Origin of the sequence: Curtobacterium sp. MCLR17_034, from assembly GCF_003234485.1 — a bacterium.
In the GTDB taxonomy this organism is placed as follows: Bacteria; Actinomycetota; Actinomycetes; order Actinomycetales; family Microbacteriaceae; genus Curtobacterium; species Curtobacterium flaccumfaciens.
Genome location: NZ_QKTH01000006.1, coordinates 71,322 through 96,933, shown reverse-complemented (window position 1 = coordinate 96,933; position 25,612 = coordinate 71,322). Strand labels below are relative to the sequence as shown.

Sequence of the window (25,612 nt, the reverse complement as noted above, 5' to 3'; positions counted from 1 at the left end):
GGGCCGTGCAACGACCTGCAACCCCCGCGGTCGTACCGTGCGGATCAGGCGCGCGACTCGTGCGCCCCGACAGCGTCGTCGAAAGGGCACCACCATGACCATCGCACCCTCGCCCACCAGCTACGCCGCACCCGGCGAGCCCGGCTCCCTGGTCGAGTACCGATCCCGGTACGACCACTTCATCGGCGGGGAGTACGTGCCGTCCGCGAGCGGGCAGTACTTCGAGAACCCGACGCCCGTCACGGGCAAGGTGTTCACCGAGGTGGCCCGCGGTGACTCCTCGGACGTCGACCGGGCCGTCGCCGCCGGGTGGAAGGCGTTCCCGGCCTGGGGACGGACAAGCGCGGCCGAACGTGCGATCATCCTCAACAAGATCGCGGACCGCATGGAGGAGCACCTCGAGATGCTCGCCGTCGCCGAGACGTGGGAGAACGGCAAGCCGATCCGCGAGACCCTCGGCGCCGACATCCCGCTCGCGATCGACCACTTCCGGTACTTCGCCGGGGCGATCCGCGCCCAGGAGGGCTCCGCCGGCGAGATCGACCACGACACCGTGGCCTACCACTTCCACGAGCCGCTCGGCGTGGTCGGGCAGATCATCCCCTGGAACTTCCCGATCCTGATGGCGGTGTGGAAGCTCGCACCGGCCCTCGCCGCCGGCAACTGCGTCGTGCTGAAGCCCGCCGAGCAGACCCCGGCGTCCATCCACGTGCTCGTCGAGCTCATCCGCGACCTGCTGCCCGCCGGGGTGCTCAACGTCGTCAACGGCTTCGGCATCGAGGTCGGCGCACCGCTCGCGCAGCACCCGGACATCCGGAAGATCGCCTTCACGGGGGAGACCACCACCGGGCGGCTGATCATGCAGTACGCCTCGCAGAGCCTCATCCCGGTGACGCTCGAGCTCGGCGGCAAGAGCCCGAACGTGTTCTTCCCCGACGTGGCGGCCGAGAAGGACTCCTTCTACGACAAGGCGCTCGAGGGCTTCACGTTCTTCAACCTGAACCAGGGCGAGGTCTGCACGTGTCCGTCCCGGGCACTCGTGGCGAAGGAGATCTACGACGGGTTCGTCGCCGACGGCCTGGAGCGCGTCCGTGCCGTCAAGCAGGGCCATCCGCTCGACCTGTCGACGATGATCGGTGCCCAGGCGTCCAACGACCAGCTCGAGAAGATCCTCAGCTACATCGACATCGGCAAGCAGGAGGGCGCGAAGCTCTTGACCGGGGGCGAGCGCGCCGATCTGGGCGGCGAACTCTCCGGCGGCTACTACGTCACCCCGACGGTGTTCGAGGGCGACAACTCGATGCGGATCTTCCAGGAGGAGATCTTCGGGCCCGTGCTCGCCCTGACGTCCTTCAGCGGCTACGACGACGCGATCGCCACGGCCAACGACACCCTGTACGGGCTCGGCGCCGGGGTGTGGAGCCGTGACGTCACGACCCTGTACCGCGCCGGCCGGGACATCCAGGCCGGGCGCGTGTGGTCGAACACGTACCACCAGTACCCGGCGGGTGCGGCCTTCGGCGGCTACAAGCAGTCCGGCATCGGTCGTGAGAACCACAAGATGATGCTCGACCACTACCAGCAGACGAAGAACCTGCTCGTCTCCTACGCCGACGGACCGATGGGCTTCTTCTGATGCCCGACACCGCACGCGTCGCGGTGACGCCGGCGGCGGGGGAGCTCCTGCGGACCCTCACCGCCCGGCACGGCCCGCTGATGTTCCACCAGTCCGGCGGCTGCTGCGACGGCTCGAGTCCGATGTGCTACCCCGTCGGCATGTTCCGGACCGGTCCGGGGGACGTCCTGCTCGGCGCGTTGCAGGTGGACGGCCTCGAGCCGGTCGAGGTCTACATGTCGGTGTCGCAGTTCGAGTACTGGAAGTACACGCACCTGACGATCGACGTGGTCGACGGTCGGGGCGGCGGGTTCTCGGTCGAGGTCCCCGAGGGCAAACGGTTCCTCACCCGGTCGCGGCTGTTCGACGACGCCGAGCTCGCCGATCTCGGCCTGGTCCCGCGGGTGGCCCGGACGTAGGCTGACCGCACGCGTCGCGACGGAGCGGCGGGTGGGGTCGATCGGAGGACGCATGCGCGCACCCGGTCGGCTCCGCCCGCTCGTCGCCGCATCGTGGCAGCGGTCCGCCCGGGTCGACCCCGACGCCGCGCCGGTCCTCGCACTCGGCGACGACGAACTCGACGCCGTCCGGCACGACGGCCCCCTCGCCACCCTGCTGCCGGTGGTCCGCCGGCTGCTGCTCGACGACTCCCGCTCGGCCGGGTGCGTCGTCGCCGTCGCGGACGCCGCGGGCCGTCTCGTCTGGGTCGACGGCGCCCGCTCCACGCGTCGCGCGGCCGAGGACATGGGCTTCGTCCCCGGGGCCGATTGGTCGGAGGACCGCGTGGGCACCAGCGCGCCCGGCACGGCACTGCGCCTCGACCGTCCGGTGCAGATCCGCTCCGACGAGCACTACGCGAACGCCGTCAAGCCGTTCTCGTGCACGGCCGTCCCGGTGCACGACGTGAGCGGTGCCACCGTCGGGGTGCTCGACCTGACGGGCGACGACCGCGCCGTCGAGCGGCACACGCTGTCGCTGCTCGCCGCCACGGTCGCCGCAGCCGAGGCCCAACTCGCCCTGGCTGCGGTCCGCCCCCGGGCACGGACACCCCGCGTACCGTCGGCCGAGCTGACCGTGCTCGGGACCGACACCGCCGTGCTCCGGATCGCCGACCGCCGGGTCGAGCTGTCCGCCCGGCACTCCGAACTGCTCGTCGTGCTCGCCGCGCACCCCGCGGGCCTCGCAGCGACCGACCTCGCCGCCGCCGTCTACGGTGACCCGGGCGCGGTCGTCACCCTGCGCGCCGAGGTCGTCCGGCTGCGCCGGGTCCTCGCGCAGCACGCGCCGGACGTGACCGTGACGTCGCGGCCGTACCGGGTGACCGGGGTCCGGACCGACGTCGACGGCGTGCTGTCCGCGCTCGAACGCGGGGCGCGCCTCCAGGCCGTCGACCGGTACGCCGGACCGGTCCTGCCGGGCTCCGCCGCACCCGGCGTCGACGCGGTCCGTGACCTGGTGCGGCTGCGGTTCCGCGAGTCGGTCGTCGCCGACGGCGGCGTCGACGCCCTGCTCGCGTGGGCGCGCACCCCGGACGGTGCGACCGACGCGCTCGTGCTGCGCGCGCTGCTCGCGGTGCTGCCGCGGCGGTCGCCGCGACGGGCCGGTCTCGTGGCGGCGATCGAGGCGCTCGAGGGCTCCTGAGACGGTCGACGACGGGCCGGGAGGCGCGGGTCGGGCTGGTAGTGTTGGCCTCCTCGCGAGTGTGGTGGAATCGGCAGACACGGGGCACTCAAAATGCTCTGCCTCACGGCGTGCGGGTTCAAGTCCCGCCACTCGTACGAAATTGCTCACGGCGTGCGGGGCAGTTCGGACCCGCGTCCCGCCACTCGTACCAAACCGGTGGGTCTGGGATACGGCACTTCCGTCGTCTAGTAGGCTTTCGTCCGTGAGTGACACAGAAGCAACAGCACCAGCACCCCGTCGCGTCGTCGTCGCCGAGGACGAGTCGCTCATCCGCCTCGACATCGTGGAGATCCTCCGCGACAACGGGTTCGACGTGGTCGGTGAAGCCGGTGACGGTGAGACCGCCGTCCAGCTCGCGACCGACCTCCGCCCCGACCTCGTCGTGATGGACGTCAAGATGCCCCAGCTCGACGGCATCTCCGCAGCCGAGAAGCTGTCCAAGAACCACATCGCGCCCGTCGTCCTGCTGACCGCGTTCAGCCAGAAGGACCTCGTCGAGCGTGCCACCGAGGCCGGCGCGCTGGCCTACGTGGTCAAGCCCTTCACCCCGAACGACCTGCTCCCCGCGATCGAGATCGCCCTCTCGCGGTACCAGCAGATCATCACGCTCGAAGCCGAGGTCGCCGACCTCGTCGAGCGCTTCGAGACCCGCAAGCTCGTCGACCGCGCCAAGGGCCTGCTGAACGAGAAGATGGGCCTCACCGAGCCCGAGGCGTTCCGCTGGATCCAGAAGGCCTCGATGGACCGCCGCCTGACCATGCACGACGTCGCGAAGGCGATCATCGAGCAGCTCAGCGCCAAGAAGTAGTCCAGCGCTCCACCGTCGCTCACGGAACGCCGCCGGACCCCCTGGGGTCGGCGGCGTTCCTGAGTCCGGGGGCGGGGCGTGTGCCGCGACCACCTGGCAGGCTGGAGAAATGGACGACGTGGTGATCCGGGCCTCCCGGCCTGACGACATGCCGGCGGTGGCCGACCTGCGGTGGCGGTGGAGCGTCGACGAGGACGGCCGCACGCCGGTGCAGACGCCGGACGAGTACCGCCGTGCGATGACGGAGTTCGCGGTCGACCACCGGGAGTCGCACCGGTGCGTCGTCGCCGACCGGGACGGTGTGGTGCTCGGCATGGCGTGGCTGGCGGTCAACCCGCGACCGCCGGCGCCGCACGTCGACGGTGACCGGTTCGCCGCTGAGCTGCAGACGGTCTACGTGCACCCGGAGCTGCGCGGTTCCGGCGTCGCCGGACGGCTCGTCACGGCCCTGCTGGAGCTCGCCGACGAACTCGGCGTGGAGCGGACGTCGGTGCACTCGAGCGTGGACGGCGAGCGGCTCTACCGGAGGCTCGGGTTCGGCGACGCCCGCCTGTTGCTGCAGCGGCCGCCCGAGGACTGAGTCCTCGGTCAGTCGGTCAGCGACGCTCGCGGATCATGTTCGTGATCCGGACGGTGGAGCACCGGCGACCCTGGTCGTCGGTCAGGACGATCTCGTGGGTGGTGAGCGTGCCGCCCAGGTGGATGGCGGTGCACGTGCCCGTGACGATGCCGCTCGTGGCGCTGCGGGAGTGCGAGGCGCTGAGCTCGATGCCGACGGCGTAGCGGCCGGGCCCGGCGTGCACGTTCGCGGCCATCGAACCGAGGCTCTCCGCGAGGACGACGTAGGCACCGCCGTGCAGCAGGCCGACCGGCTGGCGGTTGCCCTCGACGGGGATCGAACCGACCGCCCGCTCGGCCGAGAGCTCGGTGATGACCATGCCCATCTTCTCGGCCAGCTCGCCCATGCCGCGTTCGTCGATGCGGGGATCGATCGTGGTCGATGTGGTGTCGTCGGTCACGGTCTGCGTCGACCTTCCGTGTCAGCGGGCGTCGGTAGGCTGTCCGGGTGTCGGACTCCGCAAAGCCTACCCTCATGGTCATCGACGGCCACTCGCTCGCCTTCCGGGCCTTCTACGCGCTGCCGGTCGACAGCTTCGTGAACCGCGAGGGGCAGCACACCAACGCGATCCACGGATTCATCTCGATGCTGCTGATGCTGCTGCAGCGCGAGAAGCCCACCCACCTGGCGGTGGCGTTCGACATCTCCCGGTTCTCGTTCCGCACCCGTGAGTACGCCGAGTACAAGGGCACCCGCTCCGAGACCCCGGCCGAGTTCAAGGGCCAGATCCCGCTCCTGCAGCAGGCGCTCGAGGCGATGGGCATCACCACCGTCACGAAGGAGGACTACGAGGCCGACGACATCCTCGCGACCCTCTCCAAGCAGGGTGCCGACCAGGGCTTCACGGTCTACGTGGTCTCCGGTGACCGCGACTCGATCCAGCTCGTCAACGACGACGTCACGCTGCTCTACCCGTCCGTCCGCGGTGTCTCCGAGCTCACCCGCTACGACCGCGACAAGGTCTACGAGCGCTACGGCATCGAGCCCCACCAGTACCCGGACATCGCCGCACTCGTCGGCGAGACCAGCGACAACCTGATCGGCATCGACAAGGTCGGCGAGAAGACCGCGGTCAAGTGGGTGACACAGTACGGGTCGCTCGACGGCGTCCTCGAGCACGCCGACGAGATCAAGGGCGTCGTCGGCAACAACCTGCGCGAGCAGCAGGACCGGGCGATCCGGAACCGCCGGCTCAACCGCCTGGTCACCGACGTCGAGCTGCCCGTCGGTCCCGCCGACGTCGCGCTCCGCCCGGTCGACGAGACCGCGGTGCGCGAGCTCTTCGCCAAGCTGCAGTTCCGCACGCTGCTCGACCGCGTCTTCAAGGTGGCCGGGTCGGGCGACCCCGCCGAGCCCGCGGCCGAGGGCACCGTCACCGACGGCGCGACGACCCCGCCGCCCGTCAAGACGCTGATCGACGAAGAGCTCGGCTACTGGCTCGAGCGCCGCAACGCCACCGAGGCGGCGAACGGCTACGGCGTCGCGGTCGAGGTCATCGACGGACGCCTCAGCGCCATCGGCATCGCGACCCACGACGACGCCGTGCTGGTGCCGGGCGGCAGCGGCGCGAAGGACTACGAGCAGCTCTCGGCCTGGTTCGCTTCCGACGCCCCGAAGCACTTCCACGACGCCAAGGCCGCGATCAAGGCGCTCGGCACCGCCGGCTTCGTCGTGAACGGCATCGCCGGCGACGCACGGATCATGGGGTGGCTCGCGCAGCCCGGCAAGCAGGGACAGCCACTGTCCGACCTCGTCTACCAGGAGCTCGGCGAGGAACTGCCGACGGCCGACCCCAACCAGCTGGTCCCCGAGACCGACCCGGTCAACGTCGGGGTGCACGCGTGGTTCGTGCTCCGCGTCACCACGGCCCTGCGCGCCCGGATCGACGCGTCCTCGCTGCAGGTCCTCGACGACATCGAGCTGCCGCTCGTGTCGGTGCTGGCGGGCATGGAGACCATCGGCGTCGGCATCGACCGCCCGGTGCTGACCGGCCTGTCGAAGGAACTCGGGGAGCGCGCCGCCGAACTCGCGCAGCAGGCCTTCGCCGAGATCGGGCACGAGGTCAACCTCGGATCGCCGAAGCAGCTGCAGGAGGTCCTGTTCACCGAGCTCGCGATGCCGAAGACCCGCAAGACCAAGACCGGGTTCTCGACCGACGCCGCGAGCCTGGCCGACCTGCAGGAACAGCACCCGCACCCGTTCCTCGGGCTCCTGCTGCAGCACCGCGACGCCACGAAGCTCCGGCAGATCGTCGACACGCTCGACGCCGCCGTGGTCGACGGGCGCATCCACACCCGCTACGAGCAGACCGGTACGAGCACCGGCCGGGTCTCGTCGACCGACCCGAACCTGCAGAACATCCCGGTGAAGACGGCCGTCGGTCGCCGGATCCGGTCGGCGTTCGCGGTCGCTGAGCCGTATACGACGCTCGTCACCGCCGACTACTCGCAGATCGAGATGCGCATCATGGCGCACCTCTCCGGCGACCCGGGGCTGATCCAGGCCTTCAACGAGGGCGAGGACCTGCACCGCTTCGTCGGCGCCCGGGTGTTCGGCGTCGACCCGTCCGAGGTCTCCAACGAGATGCGCACCAAGGTCAAGGCGATGTCCTACGGCCTGGCCTACGGGCTGAGCGCCTTCGGTCTGTCGAAGCAGCTGCGCATCGAGCAGTCCGAGGCCCGAACCCTGATGACCGAGTACTTCGCCCGCTTCGGTGCCGTGCGCGACTACCTGCGCAACGTCGTCGAGCAGGCGCGCGAGGACGGCTACACCGAGACGATCTTCGGTCGCCGTCGCCCGTTCCCCGACCTGAAGAGCCCGAACCGGGTCCTGCGTGAGAACGCCGAACGCGCCGCGCTGAACGCCCCGATCCAGGGTTCGGCCGCCGACATCATCAAGATCGCGATGCTCGGGGTCGCCGACGACCTGCGCGAGGGCGAGCTGCAGTCGCACCTGCTGCTCCAGGTGCACGACGAGCTCATCCTCGAGGTCGCGCCCGGGGAGCAGGAGCGTGTCGAGGAGATCCTCCGCACCCGGATGGGCAGCGCAGCCGAGCTGACCGTCCCGCTCGACGTCTCGGTCGGTGTGGGGCCGAACTGGGAGAGCGCCGCCCACTGACCCGGGCGGCTCGGGAGTCCTGCCGACCCGCGGGTCGGTAGGGTCGGGGCATGAGCGAAGAGCGTCCTGTCCGCCAGCCATCCGCCGTCGACCGCGTCGCCGAGGACTGGGTCACCACCCTCGTCGACCTCGACCCGACGACCGCCACCTACATCGGCGTCCCGGGGCGCACGGGGGAGTACGGCGACACCTCGCCCGCCGGCGCCGCCGCGATGGCCGAGGCCGCGCGCGGTGCGAAGCGTGCGCTCGACGCCGCTCCCGCCGTCGACTCGGTGGACCAGGTGACGAAGGCCGACCTCGGGGCCGAGCTGGACCTGCTGCAGGAGTCGTACGAGCGCAAGCTGCACCTCCGTGACCTCAACGTCATCGCGAGCCCGGCGCAGTCGGTCCGCGAGATCATCGACCTGATGCCGACCGCGACCGAGGGTGACTGGCAGGACATCGCGAGCCGACTGCGCGCGCTGCCCGACGCGCTCGAGGGCATCCGCGAGACCCTGCTCGAGGGCACCCGCGAGGACGTCACCCCGGCGAAGCGCCAGGTCGCGCTCATCGCCGAGCAGGCGGCGCGAACCGGCGCCGAGGGCGGGATGTTCCGTCAGCTGGCCGACTCCGCGGCGTTCGAGGGCGACGGCCCCGTGCCGGAGACGCTCCGAGCAGACCTGCACCGCGGTGCCGAGGTCGCCGCGGCGGCCTACCGCTCGTTCGGCCAGTTCCTGGAGCACGAGCTGCTGCCGCTCGCCACCCCCGTCGACGCCGTCGGTCGCGAGGCCTACGAGCTGCACTCGCGCCGGTTCCTCGGCGCGGTCGTCGACCTCGACGAGACGTACGAGTGGGGCCTCGAGGAACTCGCGCGCATGCGGGACGAGCAGGAGCGCATCGCCGACCGCATCGAGTCCGGTGCGAGCGTCGCCCGGGCGATCGAGGTGCTCGACACCGACCCGTCCCGGATCCTGCACGGCACCGACGCGCTGCAGCGGTGGATGCAGGAGACGAGCGACGCGTCGATCGCCGCGATGGCCGGGACCTACTTCGACATCCCGGACCCGATCCGTCGCCTCGAGTGCCGGATCGCCCCCACGCAGGAGGGCGGCATCTACTACAGCGGCCCCTCCGACGACTTCTCCCGTGCTGGCCGCATGTGGTGGTCCGTGCCCGAGGGCGTCACCGAGTTCGGCACCTGGCGCGAGAAGACGACGGTTTACCACGAGGGTGTTCCCGGACACCACCTGCAGATCAGCCAGGGCGTCTACAACCGCGGCGAACTGAACACGTGGCGCCGGCAGCTGTCCGGGTCCTCCGGCCACGTCGAGGGCTGGGCGCTGTACGCCGAACGGCTGATGGAGCAGCTCGGGTTCCTCGATGACGACGGGGACCGCCTCGGCATGCTCGACGGGCAGCGGATGCGTGCGGCCCGCGTCGTGCTGGACATCGGCGTGCACCTGCAGAAGACGAACCCCGACGGCGGCGGCTGGACGTGGGAGTACGCGCTCGACTTCATGGGGCAGAACGTGAACATGGACCCCGCGTTCGTCCGGTTCGAGGTCGCCCGGTACTTCGGGTGGCCGGGGCAGGCCCCCTCGTACAAGGTGGGTCAGCGCGTCTGGGAGTCCATCCGCAACGAGGTCGCCGCCCGCGAGGGAGCCGACTTCGACCTGAAGGCGTTCCACCACCGTGCGCTCTCCCTCGGCAGCATCGGCCTCGACACCCTGCGGACCGCCCTGGTCGGGTGACGCGCCGTCGACACGCCCGGTTGTGGGGCCTCCGCCGGTGCGGTTAGACTTGTGCGGCGCAATCCGCGCCACTCAATCAATCGCCACGGCGGTGCACCACGGGGGCCGAGTCCCCGCACGCCATGGCCCGACTCATGTCCGTTCGGAGCAATCTCTACATGACAACCACTACGACCAAGGCTCCTAAGCAGGTCGCCATCAACGACATCGGTTCGGCTGATGACTTCCTGGCCGAGGTCGAGAAGACCCTGAAGTTCTTCAACGACGGTGATCTCATCTCCGGCACCGTCGTGAAGATCGACCGCGACGAGGTCCTCCTCGACGTCGGTTACAAGACCGAGGGCGTCATCCCCTCGCGCGAGCTCTCGATCAAGCACGACGTCGACCCCAACGAGGTCGTCGAGGTCGGCGACGAGGTCGAGGCCCTGGTTCTCCAGAAGGAGGACAAGGAAGGCCGCCTCATCCTGTCGAAGAAGCGCGCGCAGTACGAGCGTGCGTGGGGCGACGTCGAGAAGATCAAGGAGTCCGACGGCGTCGTGACCGGGACGGTCATCGAGGTCGTCAAGGGCGGTCTCATCGTCGACATCGGCCTCCGTGGCTTCCTCCCCGCCTCGCTCATCGAGCTCCGTCGTGTCCGCGACCTCACGCCGTACCTCGGCCAGGAGATCGAGGCCAAGATCCTCGAGCTCGACAAGAACCGCAACAACGTGGTCCTGTCGCGCCGTGCGCTCCTCGAGCAGACGCAGTCCGAGTCCCGGACGACGTTCCTCAACAACCTCCACAAGGGCCAGGTCCGCAAGGGCATCGTGTCCTCGATCGTCAACTTCGGTGCGTTCGTGGACCTCGGCGGCGTCGACGGTCTCGTCCACGTCTCCGAGCTCAGCTGGAAGCACATCGAGCACGCCAGCGAGGTCGTCGAGGTCGGTCAGGAAGTCACCGTCGAGATCCTCGAGGTCGACCTGGACCGCGAGCGCGTGTCGCTCTCGCTCAAGGCGACGCAGGAGGACCCGTGGCAGGTCTTCGCCCGCACCCACGCGATCGGTCAGATCGCACCGGGCAAGGTCACGAAGCTCGTCCCGTTCGGTGCCTTCGTCCGCGTTGCCGACGGCATCGAGGGCCTCGTTCACATCTCGGAGCTCTCGAACAAGCACGTCGAGCTCGCCGAGCAGGTCGTCTCGGTCAACGACGAGGTCTTCGTCAAGATCATCGACATCGACCTCGACCGTCGCCGCATCTCGCTCAGCCTCAAGCAGGCGAACGAGGGCGTCGACCCGGAGAGCGACGAGTTCGACCCGGCGCTCTACGGCATGCCGACCGAGTACGACGACAAGGGTGACTACAAGTACCCCGAGGGCTTCGACCCGGAGACCAACGAGTGGCTCGAGGGCTACGACACGCAGCGCACCGAGTGGGAGGGCCAGTACGCGGCCGCCCAGGGGCGTTGGGAAGCCCACAAGGCGCAGGTCGCGAAGACCATCGCCGACGAGGCGCAGGGTGGCTTCGACCTCCCGGCCACGGCTTCCTCGTCGTCGTCGACCTCGTCGTTCGCCGGCGAGACGGGTGGCGCGAGCCCCCTGGCCGACGACGCGTCGCTCGCTGCACTCCGCGAGAAGCTCAGCTCGACCAACAACTGATCGAGCGGTTCGTCCCGACCGGAAGCCCGGCACCCCTGACAGGGTGCCGGGCTTCCGGCGTTTCCGGGCATCGGGGTCGTTACCCTGTTGCCGTGCACATCATCGGACTCACGGGCGGCATCGCCGCGGGCAAGTCGACCGTCTCCCGGCGCTGGGCCGAGCACGGGGCCGTCGTCGTCGACGCTGACCGACTGGCTCGGGACGCCGTGGCACCGGGCAGCCCGGGCCTGGTGCAGGTCGCCGAGCGGTTCGGTCCGTCGGTGATCGCCGCCGACGGTTCGCTCGACCGGCCGGCGCTCGGGTCGATCGTGTTCGCGGACCCCGCGGCGCGGAAGGACCTCGAAGCCATCACGCACCCCGAGGTCTGGCGGCTCGCGCAGCAGGCGTTCGACGCCGCCGAGGCCGCCGACCCCGACGCCGTGGTGGTCTACGACGTGCCGTTGCTCGCCGAGGCCCGCGGCTCGCGTCCGCTCCGGTTCGACGCCGTCGTGGTGGTCGACGCCCCCGCGGCGCAGCGCATCGAACGGCTCGTCGAGCACCGCGGCATGCCCCGTGACGAGGCCGAGCGCCGCGTCGCCGCCCAGGCGAGCGATGCCGACCGTCTCGCCCTCGCCGACCACGTCGTCGACGCCACCGGGACGCTCGAGCAGACGATCCGCTCCGCTGACGAGGTGTGGGCGCGGATCACTCCATGAGCCACCGCCTGCTGCTCGTCCTCGCCGCGATCGTCCTCGTGGCGATCGGGGGCGCGTCGCTCGTCGCCGCGAACGTCCTCGGTGCCCAGCGAGTGGCGGACAACGGCCGGGTCGCGGTGCACGAGCGGCCGTCGGGTGACGAACACGGGCCCGAGGGAGAGTTCCACCGGTTCCGGCTCGGAACGGTGAACGGTGAGCGGCTCACGCCGAACCGGGACGACTTCGCCGCGCGCACCTCGGCCGACGGTCCGCTCCTGCTGTTCCTGCCCGCGACCCGATCCCGTCCCGCGGAGTACCAGCGGTTCCTCGGAGCCGCCCTGGCTGACGGGTACCACGTGCTCGGCCTCGACTACTGGAACCTGGGCCGCACCCTGTCCGGCACGTGTGAGGCCGACGCACGCTGCTACGGCATGGTGCAGCGGAACCGCTTCGACGGCACGCGGCCCTCGGCGTTCAGTGCGGTCAGTCCGGCCGGGTCGATCGTCTCGCGCTTCCGGGACGCCGTCGCGTACCTCGACGACCACGACCCCGACGGCGGTTGGGGGCGGTTCGTCCAGGGCGACGACCGCATCGTCTGGAACGACATCGTCGTGGCCGGGCACTCGCAGGGCGGCGGAGAGGCGGCGTACATCGCCCACATCCGCAGTGTCCACGGCGCGCTGATGTTCTCGTCACCCGTGGAGTCCCGCGGACCGGCGCACGCAGCGTGGATGGACCGCCCGGGCCGGACACCGGTGGACCGGATGTACGCCATCGACGACGTCCGTGACACGTTCGGCCCCCGCATCACCGGTTCGTGGGACGTCCTCGGGCTGAGCGGTGTGTCCGGGCCGTTCGAGACGGACACCGCACCGCCACTCGCCGGAGCGGACCCGCACGCGATCCTCACCGACCTCGGCGGCGAGGGCAAGGCGCACTCCCTGATCATCAAGGACTCGACGCCGCTCACCCGTGACGGCGTCCCCCGGATGCTCCCGCTGTGGCAGTGGATGCTGCACCGGTTCTCCACAGATCCCGCTGTTCCCTCCGACCGCTCATAGCGTCGCGCAATAGCCTTCCTGCGTGCAGCCCGTTCGTGATGAACCCGACCTGCGCTCGCTCATCCGGGCCCGTGCGGCCGACGGGGGCGTGCGCCACTTCCTCGAGGACGCTCGCTCGGAGCGCGTCCTCACCTACCGCGCGCTCGACGACGCGGTGACCGCCTGGTCGCGGACCTTCGACGCGATCGGCATCGCCCCGTCGGGTGCCGTCCTGGTCGACGTGGGTGACCCGCTCGCGTTCGCGGTCGTGCACTTGAGCGCCGTCGCCTCCGGTCGCCGCGCGATCCCCGTCGACACCGGCCAGCCGGCCACCGAGCCCGGCCGTCTCGCCGACCTCATCGGCGGAGCGTCCATCGTCGTGTCGGACCGCGCGGTGGACGCGACCGTCCCCGGGGCACCGGCGAGCGGGATCGACCCGGTCACGTTCCTCCCGACCGCCGTCCGTGACGGCGACCTGCCCGCTCACAGCCCGCACGCGCCGGGCCAGGGGTCCGTCGTGCTGTTCACCTCCGGGTCGACCGGCACGCCGAAGGGCGTCGAGCTGCCCGAGACGCAGCTGCTGTTCGTCGCCCGGGCCGTCGCGCAGCACAACCGGCTGGTGCCGGACGACCGCGGGTTCAACTCCTTGCCGCTGTTCCACGTCAACGCCGAGGTGGTCGGACTGCTTGCGACGCTCGTCGCCGGCGCGACCCTCGTGCTCGACCGGCGCTTCCGTCGTACCGGGTTCTGGGACCTGCTCGCGGAACGACGGATCACCTGGCTGAACGCCGTCCCGGCCGTCCTGGCCGTACTGGCGAAGACCGGGCCGCTCGAGTTCCCGCCGGGCCTGCGGTTCGTGCGCAGCGCGTCGGCGCCGTTGCCCGACCCGGTGCGCGCCGCCCTCGGTGACGTGCCGCTCGTCGTGAGCTGGGGCATGACCGAAGGTGCCTCGCAGATCACGGCGACGCCGCTCGACGAACCGGCCCGGCCCGGTACCGTCGGGGTGCCGGTCGGGTCCGAGGTACAGGTCCGCGGCGAGGACGGCTCGGTGCTGCCCGCCGGCGAGATCGGTGCGCTGTGGGTGCGGGGCGAGGGGATCGTGCGGGGCTACCTGGGTGGTCGCGCGTCCGAGCGGTTCGACGCCGACGGCTGGCTCCACACCGGTGACGTCGGCTCCGTCAGCACCGACGGCTGGGTGTCACTGGCAGGACGCTCCGACGACGTCATCAACCGCGGTGGCGAGAAGGTCTACCCGTCCGAGGTCGAGGACGTCTTGCTCGGCGACCCACGCGTGCTCGAGGCGGTCGTCGTCGGCCGCCCCGACGACGTGCTCGGTGCCGTCCCGATCGCCTACGTGATCCCGCAGCCCGACGAACCCGTCGACCACGCAGCCCTCGTGGCTGACCTCGTGGCCCGGGCCGAGGCGCACCTGACCCGGTTCCGCCGACCGGTCGAGGTCATCGTCGTGCCCGACCTGCCGCGCGCACCCACCGGCAAGGTGCAGCGCGCGAAGGTCCGGACCATGGCCCGACCATCGTGAACGGACCATCACGCGTGTCCCCGGCATCGACCGGCGACGAGCCGGGGGTGCAGACGCCGACACGCACGGCCGAGGGCAAGCCCCGGCACCTGTACGAGGTCGACGTGCTCCGCATCCTCACGTTCGCGTGCGTGATCGGGGTGCACACCACGAGCCACACCGCGGCCACCGACGACGTCGGGCTGAACGCGCTGCTCGCCCTGCTGCACTTCACCCGGCTGGTCTTCTTCTCGCTGACCGCGTTCGTGCTCGTGTACAGCTACACCTTGCGCCCGAGGCCGATGGCACAGTTCTGGCCGAAGCGGTTCCTGCTCGTGGGCGTGCCGTACCTGGCGTGGTCGTTCGTCTACGTCGCGGCGGCGTGGCTGCTGAGTCCCACCCGCCGTGGCGACGTCCCCGACCTGGTGCGCACCGCGGCCGAGGGCATCGTCACCGGCACCTCGTGGTACCACCTGTACTTCCTGCTCGTGACGATGCAGGTGTACCTGCTCCTGCCGGTGATCGTCTGGCTGGTGCGCCGGACCCGTGGGCACCACGTGACCGTGCTGGTCGTGGCGTTCCTGGTCCAGCTGGTGGTGTTCGCCGGGTACAAGTACTTCCCGGCGAGCGACGCGTGGATGCAGGGGTACCAGAAGCAGTTCTTCTTCTCGTACGTCTTCTTCATCGTCTCGGGGGCGATCGCCGCCGACCACGCGGACGCGTTCCTGCGGTTCATCCGGGTCCACCGCCGTTCGGTCCTGTGGGCGTTCGCCGGCGTCGGTGGGCTCACCCTCGGTGTGTGGGCGCTGCAGGTCGGCCTCGGGCAGTCCCTCTACGCCGCGGGGACGCCGCTGCAGCCGGTCCAGGTGGTCTGGAGCACCGCGGTGTTCGTCGGGTTCCTGGCGATCGGCGCGGCCTGGGCAAATCGACGGCGCCCCGGGAGCCGGACCGCCCGGTTCGTCGACTACGCCTCCGATCGCTCGTTCGGCATCTTCCTGAGCCACCCGTTCGTCATCTGGATCCTGCTCTACGGCGACAGCTGGCTCGAGGCCGTCGTGCCACGGCCGTGGCTCACCCTCGTCACCTACGTGCTCGTGCTGGTGCTGTCCGTCGCGGTGACCGAGCTGTTCCGGTGGACGCCCCTCAGCGTGCCGTTGACCGGGCGGCCGTCGTTGTCCTCGCGGGCGTCACGAGCGGCGCGGGCGCGTCGGTCCGCCGGCGCGGGGGTGCCGCAGCGGTCGCCGGAGCCGGTGGAGCCGGACGACGCCCTCGTCGGCGAGACCGACGACGTCGGGCGGCGCGCCGCGCGCTGAGCGTTCGCCCGCACGCTCGCACCAGCCGTGCGGGGCGGTGGACACGTGGCGCGGCGTCCGGGAGGCACGTGGCGGGCCCGACCCGCGCCTCCCGGCCGCCGCGTGCGGACCACCAGGTCCGGCGCACGTTCCGCGCACCGGCTGCCGGCCGTCAGGCCGAGCGCTGCTCGGCCTTCGGGGTGCCGATCTCGAGCACGCCGTCGGTGGACGTCAGCCGCTGGGGCTTCATGAACCACGCGACGACGGCCGCGGCTCCGAGCAGGACGCAGGAGAGCGCGAAGGGCACCTGCCAGCCGGAGGCGTCGATGAGCAGACCGAACACGATGGGCGAGACGACACCGGCGATGCCGAACCCGGTGTTCATGAAGCCCGAGGCCGTGCCGGACCACTGCGGCGCCACGTCCATCGGGATCGCCCAGAGGTTGGCGTTGCAGAGCTCGAGGAAGAAGAACGACAGGGCCAGCGAGATCGTCGCGACGAGCAGGCCCTGCCCGATCACGAGCGGGATGAGGCAGAGGAGCGAGCCGCCGAGCCCGATCACCAGGATGGTCCGGCGGGCGTTCCGGGTGTTCCCGCCGCGGTGGATGATTCGGTCGCTGAGCATCCCGCCGACCGTGTCCCCGACGACACCGGCCAGCAGGATGAGGGTGGTGAACAGGGCGAAGTCGCCGATCTCCAGGCCGTAGGTGGAGCTGAGGAACGTCGGGAGCCACGTGAGGAACACCCAGAGGGTCCAGCCGTACCCGAAGTCGACGAAGGTGACCGGCAGGATCTGCTTCGCCATCTGCCGCCACGGCACCGGGGGACGGGTCGCGCGGGTCTCGACCGGCGGGAGCTCGGCGAGCTCGACCTGCGTGATGCCCTTCGCGGACTCGGGCTTGTCGCGGAACCAGACGAACCAGACGACGGCCCATGCCAGGGACAGCACCGCAGTGGCGAAGAACGCCCAGCGCCAGCTGCCCGTCGCGCCGATCACCCACGCGACGATGAGCGGGGCCAGCGCGTTGCCGAGCCGTGCCGCGGAGTGCACCACGCCCTGGGCGAAGCCGTTCCGGTCGCGGGGGATCCACCGGCTCATCGCCTGCGTGGCGGTCGGGAACGCGGCGGCCTCGCTCAGCCCGAGCAGGGCCCGTGCGGCGAAGAGGGTCCAGAAGCCGACCGCGAACCCGGTCCAGAGCGTCGCGACGCCCCAGATCACCGTGATGACGAAGAGCGCCCGGCGCGGGCCGAACTTCTCGCTGATCGTGCCGCCGAACACCTGCAGCAGTGCGTACGGCAACGAGAACGCGGAGACGATGAGACCGGCGGTCGCCTCGTTGAACCCGAACTCCTCGGTGATGTGCGGCAGCGCCGTCGAGATGTTCGTCCGGTCGATGTACGAGATCGCGTACATGCAGCAGAGCAGGACGAGCACGCGTCCGCGGATGCGTCCGCGGAACGGGGTGCCCTTGATCGGTGCGGCCGGGGTCGCCGTGGTCATGAGGCCTCTTCGGGGGAGTGGGAAGGAGTCGGGTGACTGAACGGATCGGACGGTATGCCCGTTGACCATCAGTCGACTTGGAGCCTGCTTGCAGCGGACAGTACGCCGAGGGCGAGCAGCGGTCCTCGGTGTCAGGGGTGCCGACTACCGTTGTCCCCATGGGTGTTGCGATCGAACCGACCCGAGCGGTGCGTCCGTTCGAGGTCATCAGCGAGTACTCGCCGAGTGGCGACCAGCCCGCGGCCATCGCGGAACTCGCCGGGCGGATCAACGCCGGTGAGACCGACGTCGTGCTGCTGGGTGCGACCGGTACCGGCAAGTCGGCGACGACCGCGTGGCTCATCGAGCAGGTGCAGCGGCCGACGCTCGTGCTCGCGCACAACAAGACCCTCGCGGCGCAGCTCGCCAACGAGTTCCGCAGCCTGATGCCGAACAACGCGGTCGAGTACTTCGTCTCGTACTACGACTACTACCAGCCCGAGGCGTACGTCCCGCAGACCGACACCTTCATCGAGAAGGACTCCTCGGTCAACGCCGAGGTCGAACGACTCCGGCACTCCACGACGAACTCGTTGCTCAGCCGCCGCGACAGCGTCGTGGTGTCGACGGTCTCCTGCATCTACGGCCTGGGGACGCCCGAGCAGTACATGAACGCATCGGTCGCACTGCACGTGGGCCAGACGATCTCCCGCGACCAGCTGGTGCGCAAGTTCGTCGCGATGCAGTACCAGCGCAACGACGTCGACTTCGCCCGTGGCACGTTCCGGGTCCGCGGCGACACCATCGAGATCATCCCGATGTACGAAGAGCACGCCATCCGCATCGAGATGTTCGGCGACGAGGTCGAGGCGCTCTCGTCGCTGCACCCCCTCACCGGCAACGTCATCGACGACCTGCCCGCCGTGTCGATCTTCCCGGCGTCGCACTACGTGGCCGACACCGACGTGATGCACCGCGCGATCGCCTCCATCAAGGAAGAACTCGCGGAACGGCTCGCCGAGCTCGAGGGTCAGGGGAAGCTGCTCGAGGCCCAGCGACTCCGCATGCGCACCACGTTCGACATCGAGATGATGGAGCAGATCGGGTTCTGCTCCGGTATCGAGAACTACTCGCGCCACATGGACGGCCGTGGCCCGGGCGAGGCGCCGCACTGCCTCATCGACTACTTCCCCGACGACTTCCTCCTGGTCATCGACGAGTCGCACGTCACCGTGCCGCAGATCGGCGCGATGTACGAAGGCGACGCTTCCCGCAAGCGCACGCTCGTCGAGCACGGCTTCCGTCTGCCGAGCGCGATGGACAACCGCCCGCTCAAGTGGGAGGAGTTCCTCGACCGCGTCGGCCAGAAGGTCTTCCTGTCGGCGACGCCCGGCAAGTACGAGCTCGGCATCACGGACAGTGTGGTCGAGCAGATCATCCGCCCCACGGGGCTGATCGACCCCGAGATCATCGTCAAGCCGAGCGACGGCCAGATCGACGACCTGCTCGAGGAGATCAAGCAGCGCGCCGAGAAGAACGAGCGCGTGCTGGTCACGACGCTCACGAAGCGCATGGCGGAAGAGCTCACCGACTTCCTCGGCAACGCCGGCGTCCGGGTCCGGTACCTGCACTCCGACGTGGACACGCTCAAGCGCGTCGAGCTGCTGACCGAGCTGCGGCAGGGCGTGTACGACGTGCTCATCGGCATCAACCTGCTCCGCGAGGGCCTCGACCTGCCCGAGGTCTCGCTCGTCGCGATCCTCGACGCCGACAAGGAAGGCTTCCTGCGGTCGTCGACGTCGCTCATCCAGACGATCGGTCGTGCCGCCCGCAACGTGTCGGGGCAGGTGCTCATGTACGCCGACAAGATGACCGACTCGATGAAGCAGGCCATCGAGGAGACCGACCGGCGCCGTGAGAAGCAGGTCGCGTACAACCTCGAGCACGGAATCGACCCGCAGCCGTTGCGCAAGAAGATCGCGGACATCACCGAGGTCCTGCAGCGCGAGAACGACGACACCAAGGCGCTGCTGCAGGGCCGACCCGGCACCGACGGTCGTCGGTCGCCCACGCCGAACCTCAAGCGCGGTGGCATCGCCGGCGAGGGCGCGACCCAGCTCGGTGCCACCATCGCAGACCTCAACGACCAGATGCTGCAGGCCGCGGCCGAGCTCAAGTTCGAGCTCGCGGCGCGACTGCGCGACGAGGTGCAGGACCTGAAGAAGGCCCTGCGCCAGATGGAGTCGGCCGGACATGTCAGCTGACGGCGCCCGCACGGTCGTCGTCACCGGTGCGAGCGCCGGGCTCGGGTACCACGCCGCCGAGCAGCTCGCTTCGGCGGGGCACCGTGTGGTGCTGGCGACGCGCGACCGCGGCCGGGCGGACGCCGCCGAGCGCAGCATCCGTCGGCACGTCGACGGGGCCTCGCTCGCCCACGTCCACCTCGACCTCGCCGACCTCGACTCGGTCAGTGCCGCTGCCGACGAACTCGCCGCGCTGGAACCCGACGGCGTCGACGCGGTCGTGAACAACGCCGGGGTCGTCGGGGCGTCGACGCGGGGGAGCACGGCGCAGGGCACCGAACTGCAGGTCGGTACGAACCACCTCGGGCACTTCGCGTGGACCGCCCGGGTCCTGCCCCTGCTCGAACGACGAGCCGGCCGGGTCGTGCACCTCGGGTCGATCGCCCACCGGTTCGCCCAGATCGACGCGACCGATCCGCTCGGCGTCGGTCGGTACTCGAGCCACCGCCAGTACGCCAGGAGCAAGCTCGCCGTGATGCTGTTCGGCTTCGAGCTCGCCCAACGACTGGCCGACTCGGGGTCGTCCGTGTCGAGCGTCGTCGCGCACCCCGGCCTGTCGCTCGACCGCCTGTCGCCGGGCCGTCCCGACGTCAGCCCGACGAGAGCCGAACCCGAGTGGATCCGCCCGGCGCAGCGCATCGTCGCCCAGGGCAAGGACGTCGGCGCCCAGCCGCTCGTGCACGCGGCCGTCGGTCCTGACGTGCACTCGGGGGAGTACTGGGGCCCGGCCGGCTGGATGCAGCTCCGGGGCCCGGCCACGGTGGTCGCGGCCGAACCTCGGGCGCACGACCGCACGGTTGCAGCACAGCTCTGGGCGGCGAGTGAGCGTGCATCCGGCGTCGCGTTCGCTCTCGACGCACTCGTCTGACCCTCCATCCCGGCCGAATGTCGGTGCCGCTTCGTAGAATCGACGACGATGACCATCACCTCTGACCCCGGTACCTCGACGTCGGGCCGGAACGCCTTCGGCGAGCCCGCTGACCTCCACCTCCCCGGCGGGACCGCTCCGCACAGCACCTCCACGCTCAGCGTGCGCGGCGCGCGCGTGCACAACCTGCGTGACGTCGACCTCGAGATCCCGCGCGACTCGCTCGTCGTGTTCACCGGCCTGTCCGGCTCGGGCAAGTCCTCGCTGGCGTTCGACACGATCTTCGCCGAGGGGCAGCGGCGGTACGTCGAGTCGCTGTCCGCCTACGCGCGCCAGTTCCTCGGGCAGGTCGACCGCCCCGACGTCGACTTCATCGAGGGGCTCTCGCCGGCGGTGTCGATCGACCAGAAGTCGACCAACCGCAACCCGCGGTCGACCGTCGGCACGATCACCGAGGTCTACGACTACATGCGTCTGCTCTGGGCGCGCATCGGGGTCCCGCACTGCCCGACGTGTGGCGAAGTGATCAGCAAGCAGACCGTGCAGCAGATCGCCGACCAGCTGATGCAGTTCGAGACCGGCACACGCTTCCAGGTCCTCGCACCCGTGATCTCGAAGAAGAAGGGCGAGTTCGTCGACCTCTTCCAGGAGCTCGCGGCGTCCGGCTACGCCCGCGCGATCGTGGACGGGGAGCGCATCCAGCTCAGCGACCCGCCCAAGCTGAAGAAGCAGGTCAAGCACGACATCTCGGTCATCGTCGACCGCCTGGTGGCGAGCGACGACATCCTCGGTCGCCTCACCGACTCGCTCGAGACCGCCCTGCGCCTGACCGACGGCACCGTCGGCATCGACCTGGTGGACCACGAGGGGCCCGGAGCGGTCCGGAACTACTCCGAGAACCTCTCGTGCCCGAACAACCACCCGCTCGCACTCACCGAGATCGAGCCGCGCACGTTCTCGTTCAACGCGCCGTTCGGTGCCTGCCCCGAGTGCTCCGGCCTCGGCACGCGCATGTCGGTCGACCCCGACCTGGTGCTCGGCGACCCCGAGGCCTCGTTGCGTGACGGCGTCCTGCTGCCCTGGACCGGCACCAGCGGGCTGTACTCCTACTTCGAGAAGCTGCTCGGCGGCCTCGGCAAGGAGCTCGGCTTCTCGCTCGACACCCCGTGGAACCAGCTCGACCCCGCGGTGCAGGCGTCGATCCTGACCGGCAAGGACTTCCAGGTGTCGGTCTCCTGGCGCAACCGTTTCGGCCGCGAGATGCGGTACACGAGCGGCTTCGAAGGCGTCATGCCCTACATCGAGCGCAAGTTCGCCGAGGCCGAATCGGACTCGCAGCGGCAGCGATTCCAGGGGTACCTGCGCGAGGTCCCGTGCCCGGTGTGCGAGGGAACCCGCCTCAAGCCCGAGGTGCTCGCGGTGACGGTCAACGACCGCAGCATCGCGGACGTCACCGACATGTCGCTCGACAACGCGTACTCGTTCATGGACGAGCTGACGCTGACCGACCGCGAAGCGCACATCGCCGCCGCGGTCCTCCGCGAGATCCGCGCACGCCTCGAGTTCCTGCTCGAGGTCGGCCTGAACTACCTCACGCTGGCACGTGGTGCCGGCGGTCTCTCCGGCGGTGAGGCGCAGCGCATCCGCCTGGCGACGCAGATCGGCTCCGGGCTGACGGGCGTGCTGTACGTGCTCGACGAGCCGAGCATCGGCCTGCACCAGCGCGACAACCGTCGACTCATCGACACCCTGGTCAAGCTCAAGGACCTCGGCAACACGCTCATCGTCGTCGAACACGACGAGGACACGATCCGCACGGCCGACTGGGTCGTCGACATCGGCCCCGGTGCCGGTGTGAACGGCGGCAACGTCGTGCACTCCGGTTCGTACGAGGGCATCATCGAGAACCGCGAGTCGATCACCGGTGACTACCTCGCCGGCCGACGCGCGATCGAGGTGCCGGCCGAGCGTCGCAAGGTCAACCTGAAGCGGGCCATCACCGTGCAGGGCGCCCGGGCGAACAACCTCAAGTCGATCGACGCGGACTTCCCGCTCGGTGTGTTCACTGCGGTGACGGGCGTCAGCGGCTCCGGCAAGTCGACGCTGGTGAACGACATCCTGTACAAGGTGCTCGCCAACCAGCTCAACGGCGCCCGGCACATCGCGGGCAAGCACACCCGGGTGAAGGGCCTCGACCAGCTCGACAAGGTCGTGCACGTCGACCAGGCACCGATCGGCCGCACGCCGCGCTCGAACCCGGCGACCTACACGGGCGTGTTCGACCGCATCCGCCAGCTGTTCGCCGAGACGCAAGAGGCCAAGACCCGCGGCTACCAGCCGGGCCGCTTCAGCTTCAACGTCAAGGGCGGCCGCTGCGAGAACTGCGCGGGCGACGGCACGATCAAGATCGAGATGAACTTCCTGCCCGACGTCTACGTTGCGTGCGAGGTCTGCGGTGGTGCGCGCTACAACCGCGAGACGCTCCAGGTGCACTACAAGGGCAAGAACATCTCCGAGGTCCTCGACATGCCGATCAGCGAGGCGGCCGAGTTCTTCGAGCCGATCTCGGCCATCCACCGCTACATGGCGACCCTGGTCGACGTGGGCCTCGGCTACGTGCGTCTCGGCCAGAGCGCGACCACGCTCTCCGGCGGCGAGGCGCAGCGCGTCAAGCTCGCCACCGAGCTGCAGCGTCGCTCGAACGGCCGCACGGTCTACGTGCTCGACGAGCCGACGACCGGTCTGCACTTCGAGGACGTCCGCAAGCTGCTCCTCGTGCTGCAGAGCCTGGTCGACAAGGGCAACACCGTCATCACGATCGAGCACAACCTCGACGTCATCAAGTCCGCCGACTGGCTGATCGACATGGGACCCGAGGGCGGTTCCGGTGGTGGCACGGTCCTGGCGACGGGTACCCCGGAGCACGTGGCGACCGTGCCGGAGAGCCACACCGGTGTCTTCCTGCGCGAGATCTTCGACGCCCAGGACGCCCGGGTCGGCAAGCAGCAGGCGGTCGGCGCACGCCAGGCCACCCAGAAGCAGCAGGGCGGCAAGCAGCAGGGCGACGAGAAGCAGGGCACGACCAAGCAGGCGAGCAAGCAGAAGGCGGGTGCTCGGTAGGTGGCGGACACCGTCCCGTGGCGTCCGAAGGCGGGGGAGATCCCGACCGACCCGGGCGTCTACCGTTGGCGCGACGAAGCCGGTCGGGTGCTCTACGTCGGCAAGGCGAAGAACCTCCGCGCCCGGCTGAGCAACTACTTCGCGCCGCTGCCGACGCTGCACGAGCGCACGCGGCGCATGGTCCTGACGGCACGCAGCGTCGAGTGGACGACGGTCGGCTCCGAGATCGAGGCGCTCCAGCTGGAGTACACCTGGATCAAGGAGTTCGACCCGCCGTTCAACGTCAAGTTCCGCGACGACAAGTCGTACCCGTACATGGCGGTCACCCTGGGCGACGAAGCGCCGCGGGTGATGGTGACACGCAACCGCAAGATCAAAGGCGCGAAGTACTTCGGTCCGTACCCGAAGATCTGGGCGGTGCACGACACCATCGACCTGATGATCAAGGTGTTCCCGATCCGCACGTGCTCGGACTCGTCGTACAAGAAGGCGATGCAGACGGGCCGTCCGTGCTTCCCGGGGCAGATCGGCAAGTGCGGTGGCCCGTGCTCGCAGAAGGTCACGATCGAGGAGCACCGCGCGCTCGTCGAGGAGTTCGTGCGCTTCATGAACTCCTACGACCGTCGGGTCATCACCGAACTCCGGCAGCGCATGGGGGCCTCCGCCGACGCGATGCAGTACGAGCAGGCCGCGAAGTACCGCGACCAGGTCGAGGCGCTCGAAGCCGTGCTCGAGAAGTCCGCCGTGGTGCTCCGCGACTCGGTCGACCTCGACCTGTTCGGCATCGCGGAAGACGAGCTCGCCGCGGCCGTGCAGCTGTTCTCCGTCCGTGGCGGCCGCATCCGCGGTGTCCGCGGCTGGGTCGTCGACAAGGAGCTCGACATCGCCACCGGCGACCTCGTCGAGCAGATCGTGCAGGGCGTCTACGTCACCGACGAGCCCCCGCGCGAGGTCGTCGTCCCCGAACTGCCGGAGGACGCCGACGCGCTCCAGGAGTGGCTCAGCAAGCGCCGGAACGGGCGCGGCACGAAGCTCAGCACGGCACAGCGCGGCGATCGCGCCGGGCTCGCACGGACGGCCGCGCAGAACGCCGGGCAGGCGCTCATGCTCTACAAGACCAAGCGTTCGGCCGACTACACCACCCGGGCCGCGGCACTGGCCGACATCCAGGACGCCCTCGGCATGACCGAGGCGCCGCTCCGCATGGAGTGCTACGACATCTCGCACCTGCAGGGCACGAACGTCGTCGCGTCGATGGTGGTGTTCGAGGACGGCCTGCCGCGCAAGGACCAGTACCGCCGGTACTCGATCGCCGAGACCACCGACGACACCGACAGCATGTACCAGGTGCTCTCGCGGCGCCTGGCGCGGCTGGACGAGGACGCCGAGCTGCCGGACGTCCCGGACGTCACGACCGACGAGGTCGTCGAGGGGTCGAAGCCGACGAAGCGGTTCGCGTACCGCCCGCAGCTGCTCATCGTCGACGGCGGCCAGCCACAGGTGCAGGCAGCGAAGCGCGCAATGGACGAAGCCGGCGTGCACGACATCGCCCTGGTCGGCATCGCCAAGCGGCTCGAGGAGCTCTGGCTCCCCGACGACGACTTCCCGGTCATCCTGCCCCGCAACTCCGAGGCGCTCTTCCTCATCCAGCGCATCCGCGACGAGGCGCACCGGTTCGCGATCACCCACCAGCGCAGCAAGCGGAAGCGCGACGTCCGGTCGCGGCTGTCCGAGATCCCCGGTCTCGGCCCGAGTCGCGTCAACGCCCTGCTGAAGCACTTCGGCTCGGTCGCCCGGCTGCGTGAAGCCACGGCCGAGGACATCGGCGAGGTGAACGGGATCGGCCCGGCGACCGCTGCCGCGGTGGTCTCGAAGCTGGCCCAGACGCCGACGAGCGCGCCGGCGACGAGCGCGTCCAGCGCCCCCGAACCGGACGCCGACGCGATCGCGGACACCGTGACCGAGAACGCAGCCACCCAGCAGACCGCCACCCAGCAGACCGCCACCCACCCCGGAGGCCCGGTGCGGGTCCCCGAGGTGACCGACGACGGTCCGCAGCGACCGTCGTGACGAACCCCGCGCCTCCCGGCCGCCACCGGGCGGTAGCCTG

18 protein-coding genes and 1 tRNA gene are annotated in these 25,612 nt (G+C 70.1%); 17 read left to right on the top strand and 2 right to left on the bottom strand.

What is annotated here, in order from left to right; translation table 11 throughout:
• The first annotated feature begins 94 nt into the window (after positions 1 to 94).
• The 6 genes from DEI98_RS08605 (at position 95) to DEI98_RS08580 (ending at position 4,686) form a co-directional block, all read left to right on the top strand.
• Positions 95 to 1,636, top strand: a complete 1,542-nt coding sequence (locus tag DEI98_RS08605) for an aldehyde dehydrogenase family protein (RefSeq protein ID WP_110864559.1) — start codon at positions 95 to 97, stop codon at positions 1,634 to 1,636.
• Positions 1,636 to 2,034, top strand: coding sequence for a DUF779 domain-containing protein (locus tag DEI98_RS08600; protein WP_110864558.1), 399 nt, complete (start codon positions 1,636 to 1,638; stop codon positions 2,032 to 2,034). The genes DEI98_RS08605 and DEI98_RS08600 overlap by 1 nt, the downstream gene beginning before the upstream one ends.
• A 52-nt stretch (positions 2,035 to 2,086) precedes the next feature.
• Positions 2,087 to 3,256: a helix-turn-helix domain-containing protein gene (locus tag DEI98_RS08595; RefSeq protein WP_084740350.1), complete on the top strand. Its 1,170-nt coding sequence runs from the start codon at positions 2,087 to 2,089 to the stop codon at positions 3,254 to 3,256.
• 55 nt (positions 3,257 to 3,311) lie between these two features.
• Positions 3,312 to 3,393, top strand: a tRNA-Leu gene (locus DEI98_RS08590).
• Positions 3,394 to 3,500: 107 nt separating this feature from the next.
• Positions 3,501 to 4,106 carry an ANTAR domain-containing response regulator gene (locus tag DEI98_RS08585; protein ID WP_017887240.1) on the top strand — a complete coding sequence of 202 codons (606 nt, stop codon included), beginning with the start codon at positions 3,501 to 3,503 and terminating at the stop codon, positions 4,104 to 4,106.
• Between the two features lie 109 nt (positions 4,107 to 4,215).
• Complete coding sequence (locus tag DEI98_RS08580; RefSeq protein WP_111100504.1) at positions 4,216 to 4,686, top strand: GNAT family N-acetyltransferase; 471 nt, start codon at positions 4,216 to 4,218, stop codon at positions 4,684 to 4,686.
• Positions 4,687 to 4,702: 16 nt separating this feature from the next.
• Here DEI98_RS08580 and DEI98_RS08575 read toward each other — a convergent pair whose 3' ends face one another.
• The gene (locus DEI98_RS08575) at positions 4,703 to 5,071 is read right to left on the bottom strand and encodes a PaaI family thioesterase (RefSeq protein ID WP_051596794.1); all 369 of its coding nucleotides are present in this window, start codon (positions 5,069 to 5,071) and stop codon (positions 4,703 to 4,705) included.
• Positions 5,072 to 5,172: 101 nt separating this feature from the next.
• Here DEI98_RS08575 and polA point away from each other — a divergent pair, with 101 nt between their 5' ends.
• The 7 genes from polA (at position 5,173) to DEI98_RS08540 (ending at position 15,752) form a co-directional block, all read left to right on the top strand.
• Entirely contained in the window at positions 5,173 to 7,842 is a 2,670-nt protein-coding gene (gene polA / locus DEI98_RS08570) for a DNA polymerase I (RefSeq protein WP_111100503.1), read from the top strand.
• Positions 7,843 to 7,892: 50 nt separating this feature from the next.
• Positions 7,893 to 9,572 carry a DUF885 domain-containing protein gene (locus DEI98_RS08565; protein ID WP_111100502.1) on the top strand — a complete coding sequence of 560 codons (1,680 nt, stop codon included), beginning with the start codon at positions 7,893 to 7,895 and terminating at the stop codon, positions 9,570 to 9,572.
• A 158-nt stretch (positions 9,573 to 9,730) separates the two neighbouring features.
• A complete protein-coding gene (rpsA, locus tag DEI98_RS08560; RefSeq protein ID WP_071403741.1) occupies positions 9,731 to 11,206 on the top strand; it encodes a 30S ribosomal protein S1 in 1,476 nt (491 codons plus the stop codon).
• Between the two features lie 92 nt (positions 11,207 to 11,298).
• Positions 11,299 to 11,901, top strand: a complete 603-nt coding sequence (gene coaE, locus DEI98_RS08555) for a dephospho-CoA kinase (RefSeq protein WP_111100501.1) — start codon at positions 11,299 to 11,301, stop codon at positions 11,899 to 11,901.
• The gene (locus DEI98_RS08550) at positions 11,898 to 12,941 is read left to right on the top strand and encodes a hypothetical protein (protein WP_111100500.1); all 1,044 of its coding nucleotides are present in this window, start codon (positions 11,898 to 11,900) and stop codon (positions 12,939 to 12,941) included. Before coaE ends, DEI98_RS08550 begins: the two co-directional genes overlap by 4 nt.
• Before the next feature lie 22 nt (positions 12,942 to 12,963).
• Positions 12,964 to 14,460 carry an AMP-binding protein gene (locus DEI98_RS08545; protein ID WP_111100499.1) on the top strand — a complete coding sequence of 499 codons (1,497 nt, stop codon included), beginning with the start codon at positions 12,964 to 12,966 and terminating at the stop codon, positions 14,458 to 14,460.
• Positions 14,461 to 14,507: 47 nt separating this feature from the next.
• Positions 14,508 to 15,752, top strand: coding sequence for an acyltransferase (locus DEI98_RS08540; protein ID WP_181437986.1), 1,245 nt, complete (start codon positions 14,508 to 14,510; stop codon positions 15,750 to 15,752).
• Positions 15,753 to 15,903: 151 nt separating this feature from the next.
• On the opposite strand, the gene DEI98_RS08535 is transcribed toward DEI98_RS08540, so the two are convergent.
• Positions 15,904 to 17,232, bottom strand: coding sequence for an MFS transporter (locus DEI98_RS08535; protein ID WP_071403746.1), 1,329 nt, complete (start codon positions 17,230 to 17,232; stop codon positions 15,904 to 15,906).
• A gap of 170 nt (positions 17,233 to 17,402) precedes the next feature.
• On the opposite strand from DEI98_RS08535, the gene uvrB reads away from it, so the two are divergent.
• From uvrB to uvrC, 4 genes are read left to right on the top strand one after another with little or no spacing between them, the layout of a single operon-like run.
• On the top strand, positions 17,403 to 19,475 hold the full coding sequence (gene uvrB / locus DEI98_RS08530; protein WP_111100535.1) for an excinuclease ABC subunit UvrB: 2,073 nt from the start codon (positions 17,403 to 17,405) through the stop codon (positions 19,473 to 19,475).
• Positions 19,465 to 20,382, top strand: coding sequence for an SDR family NAD(P)-dependent oxidoreductase (locus DEI98_RS08525; RefSeq protein ID WP_111100497.1), 918 nt, complete (start codon positions 19,465 to 19,467; stop codon positions 20,380 to 20,382). Before uvrB ends, DEI98_RS08525 begins: the two co-directional genes overlap by 11 nt.
• Positions 20,383 to 20,430: 48 nt before the next feature.
• Entirely contained in the window at positions 20,431 to 23,502 is a 3,072-nt protein-coding gene (gene uvrA / locus DEI98_RS08520; protein WP_111023039.1) for an excinuclease ABC subunit UvrA, read from the top strand.
• Complete coding sequence (gene uvrC, locus DEI98_RS08515) at positions 23,503 to 25,572, top strand: excinuclease ABC subunit UvrC (RefSeq protein ID WP_111100496.1); 2,070 nt, start codon at positions 23,503 to 23,505, stop codon at positions 25,570 to 25,572.
• Positions 25,573 to 25,612: the final 40 nt, after the last annotated feature.

Bases quoted from the DNA above. Each gene is read 5' to 3' on its own strand.
- DEI98_RS08605 (WP_110864559.1), top strand. From the start codon at position 95: ATGACCATCGCACCCTCGCCCACCAGCTACGCCGCACCCGGCGAGCCC.
- DEI98_RS08600 (WP_110864558.1), top strand. From the start codon at position 1,636: ATGCCCGACACCGCACGCGTCGCGGTGACGCCGGCGGCGGGGGAGCTC.
- DEI98_RS08595 (WP_084740350.1), top strand. From the start codon at position 2,087: ATGCGCGCACCCGGTCGGCTCCGCCCGCTCGTCGCCGCATCGTGGCAG.
- DEI98_RS08580 (WP_111100504.1), top strand. From the start codon at position 4,216: ATGGACGACGTGGTGATCCGGGCCTCCCGGCCTGACGACATGCCGGCG.
- DEI98_RS08575 (WP_051596794.1), bottom strand. From the start codon at position 5,071: ATGGGCGAGCTGGCCGAGAAGATGGGCATGGTCATCACCGAGCTCTCG.
- DEI98_RS08565 (WP_111100502.1), top strand. From the start codon at position 7,893: ATGAGCGAAGAGCGTCCTGTCCGCCAGCCATCCGCCGTCGACCGCGTC.
- rpsA (WP_071403741.1), top strand. From the start codon at position 9,731: ATGACAACCACTACGACCAAGGCTCCTAAGCAGGTCGCCATCAACGAC.
- DEI98_RS08550 (WP_111100500.1), top strand. From the start codon at position 11,898: ATGAGCCACCGCCTGCTGCTCGTCCTCGCCGCGATCGTCCTCGTGGCG.
- DEI98_RS08535 (WP_071403746.1), bottom strand. From the start codon at position 17,232: ATGACCACGGCGACCCCGGCCGCACCGATCAAGGGCACCCCGTTCCGC.
- DEI98_RS08525 (WP_111100497.1), top strand. From the start codon at position 19,465: ATGTCAGCTGACGGCGCCCGCACGGTCGTCGTCACCGGTGCGAGCGCC.
- uvrA (WP_111023039.1), top strand. From the start codon at position 20,431: ATGACCATCACCTCTGACCCCGGTACCTCGACGTCGGGCCGGAACGCC.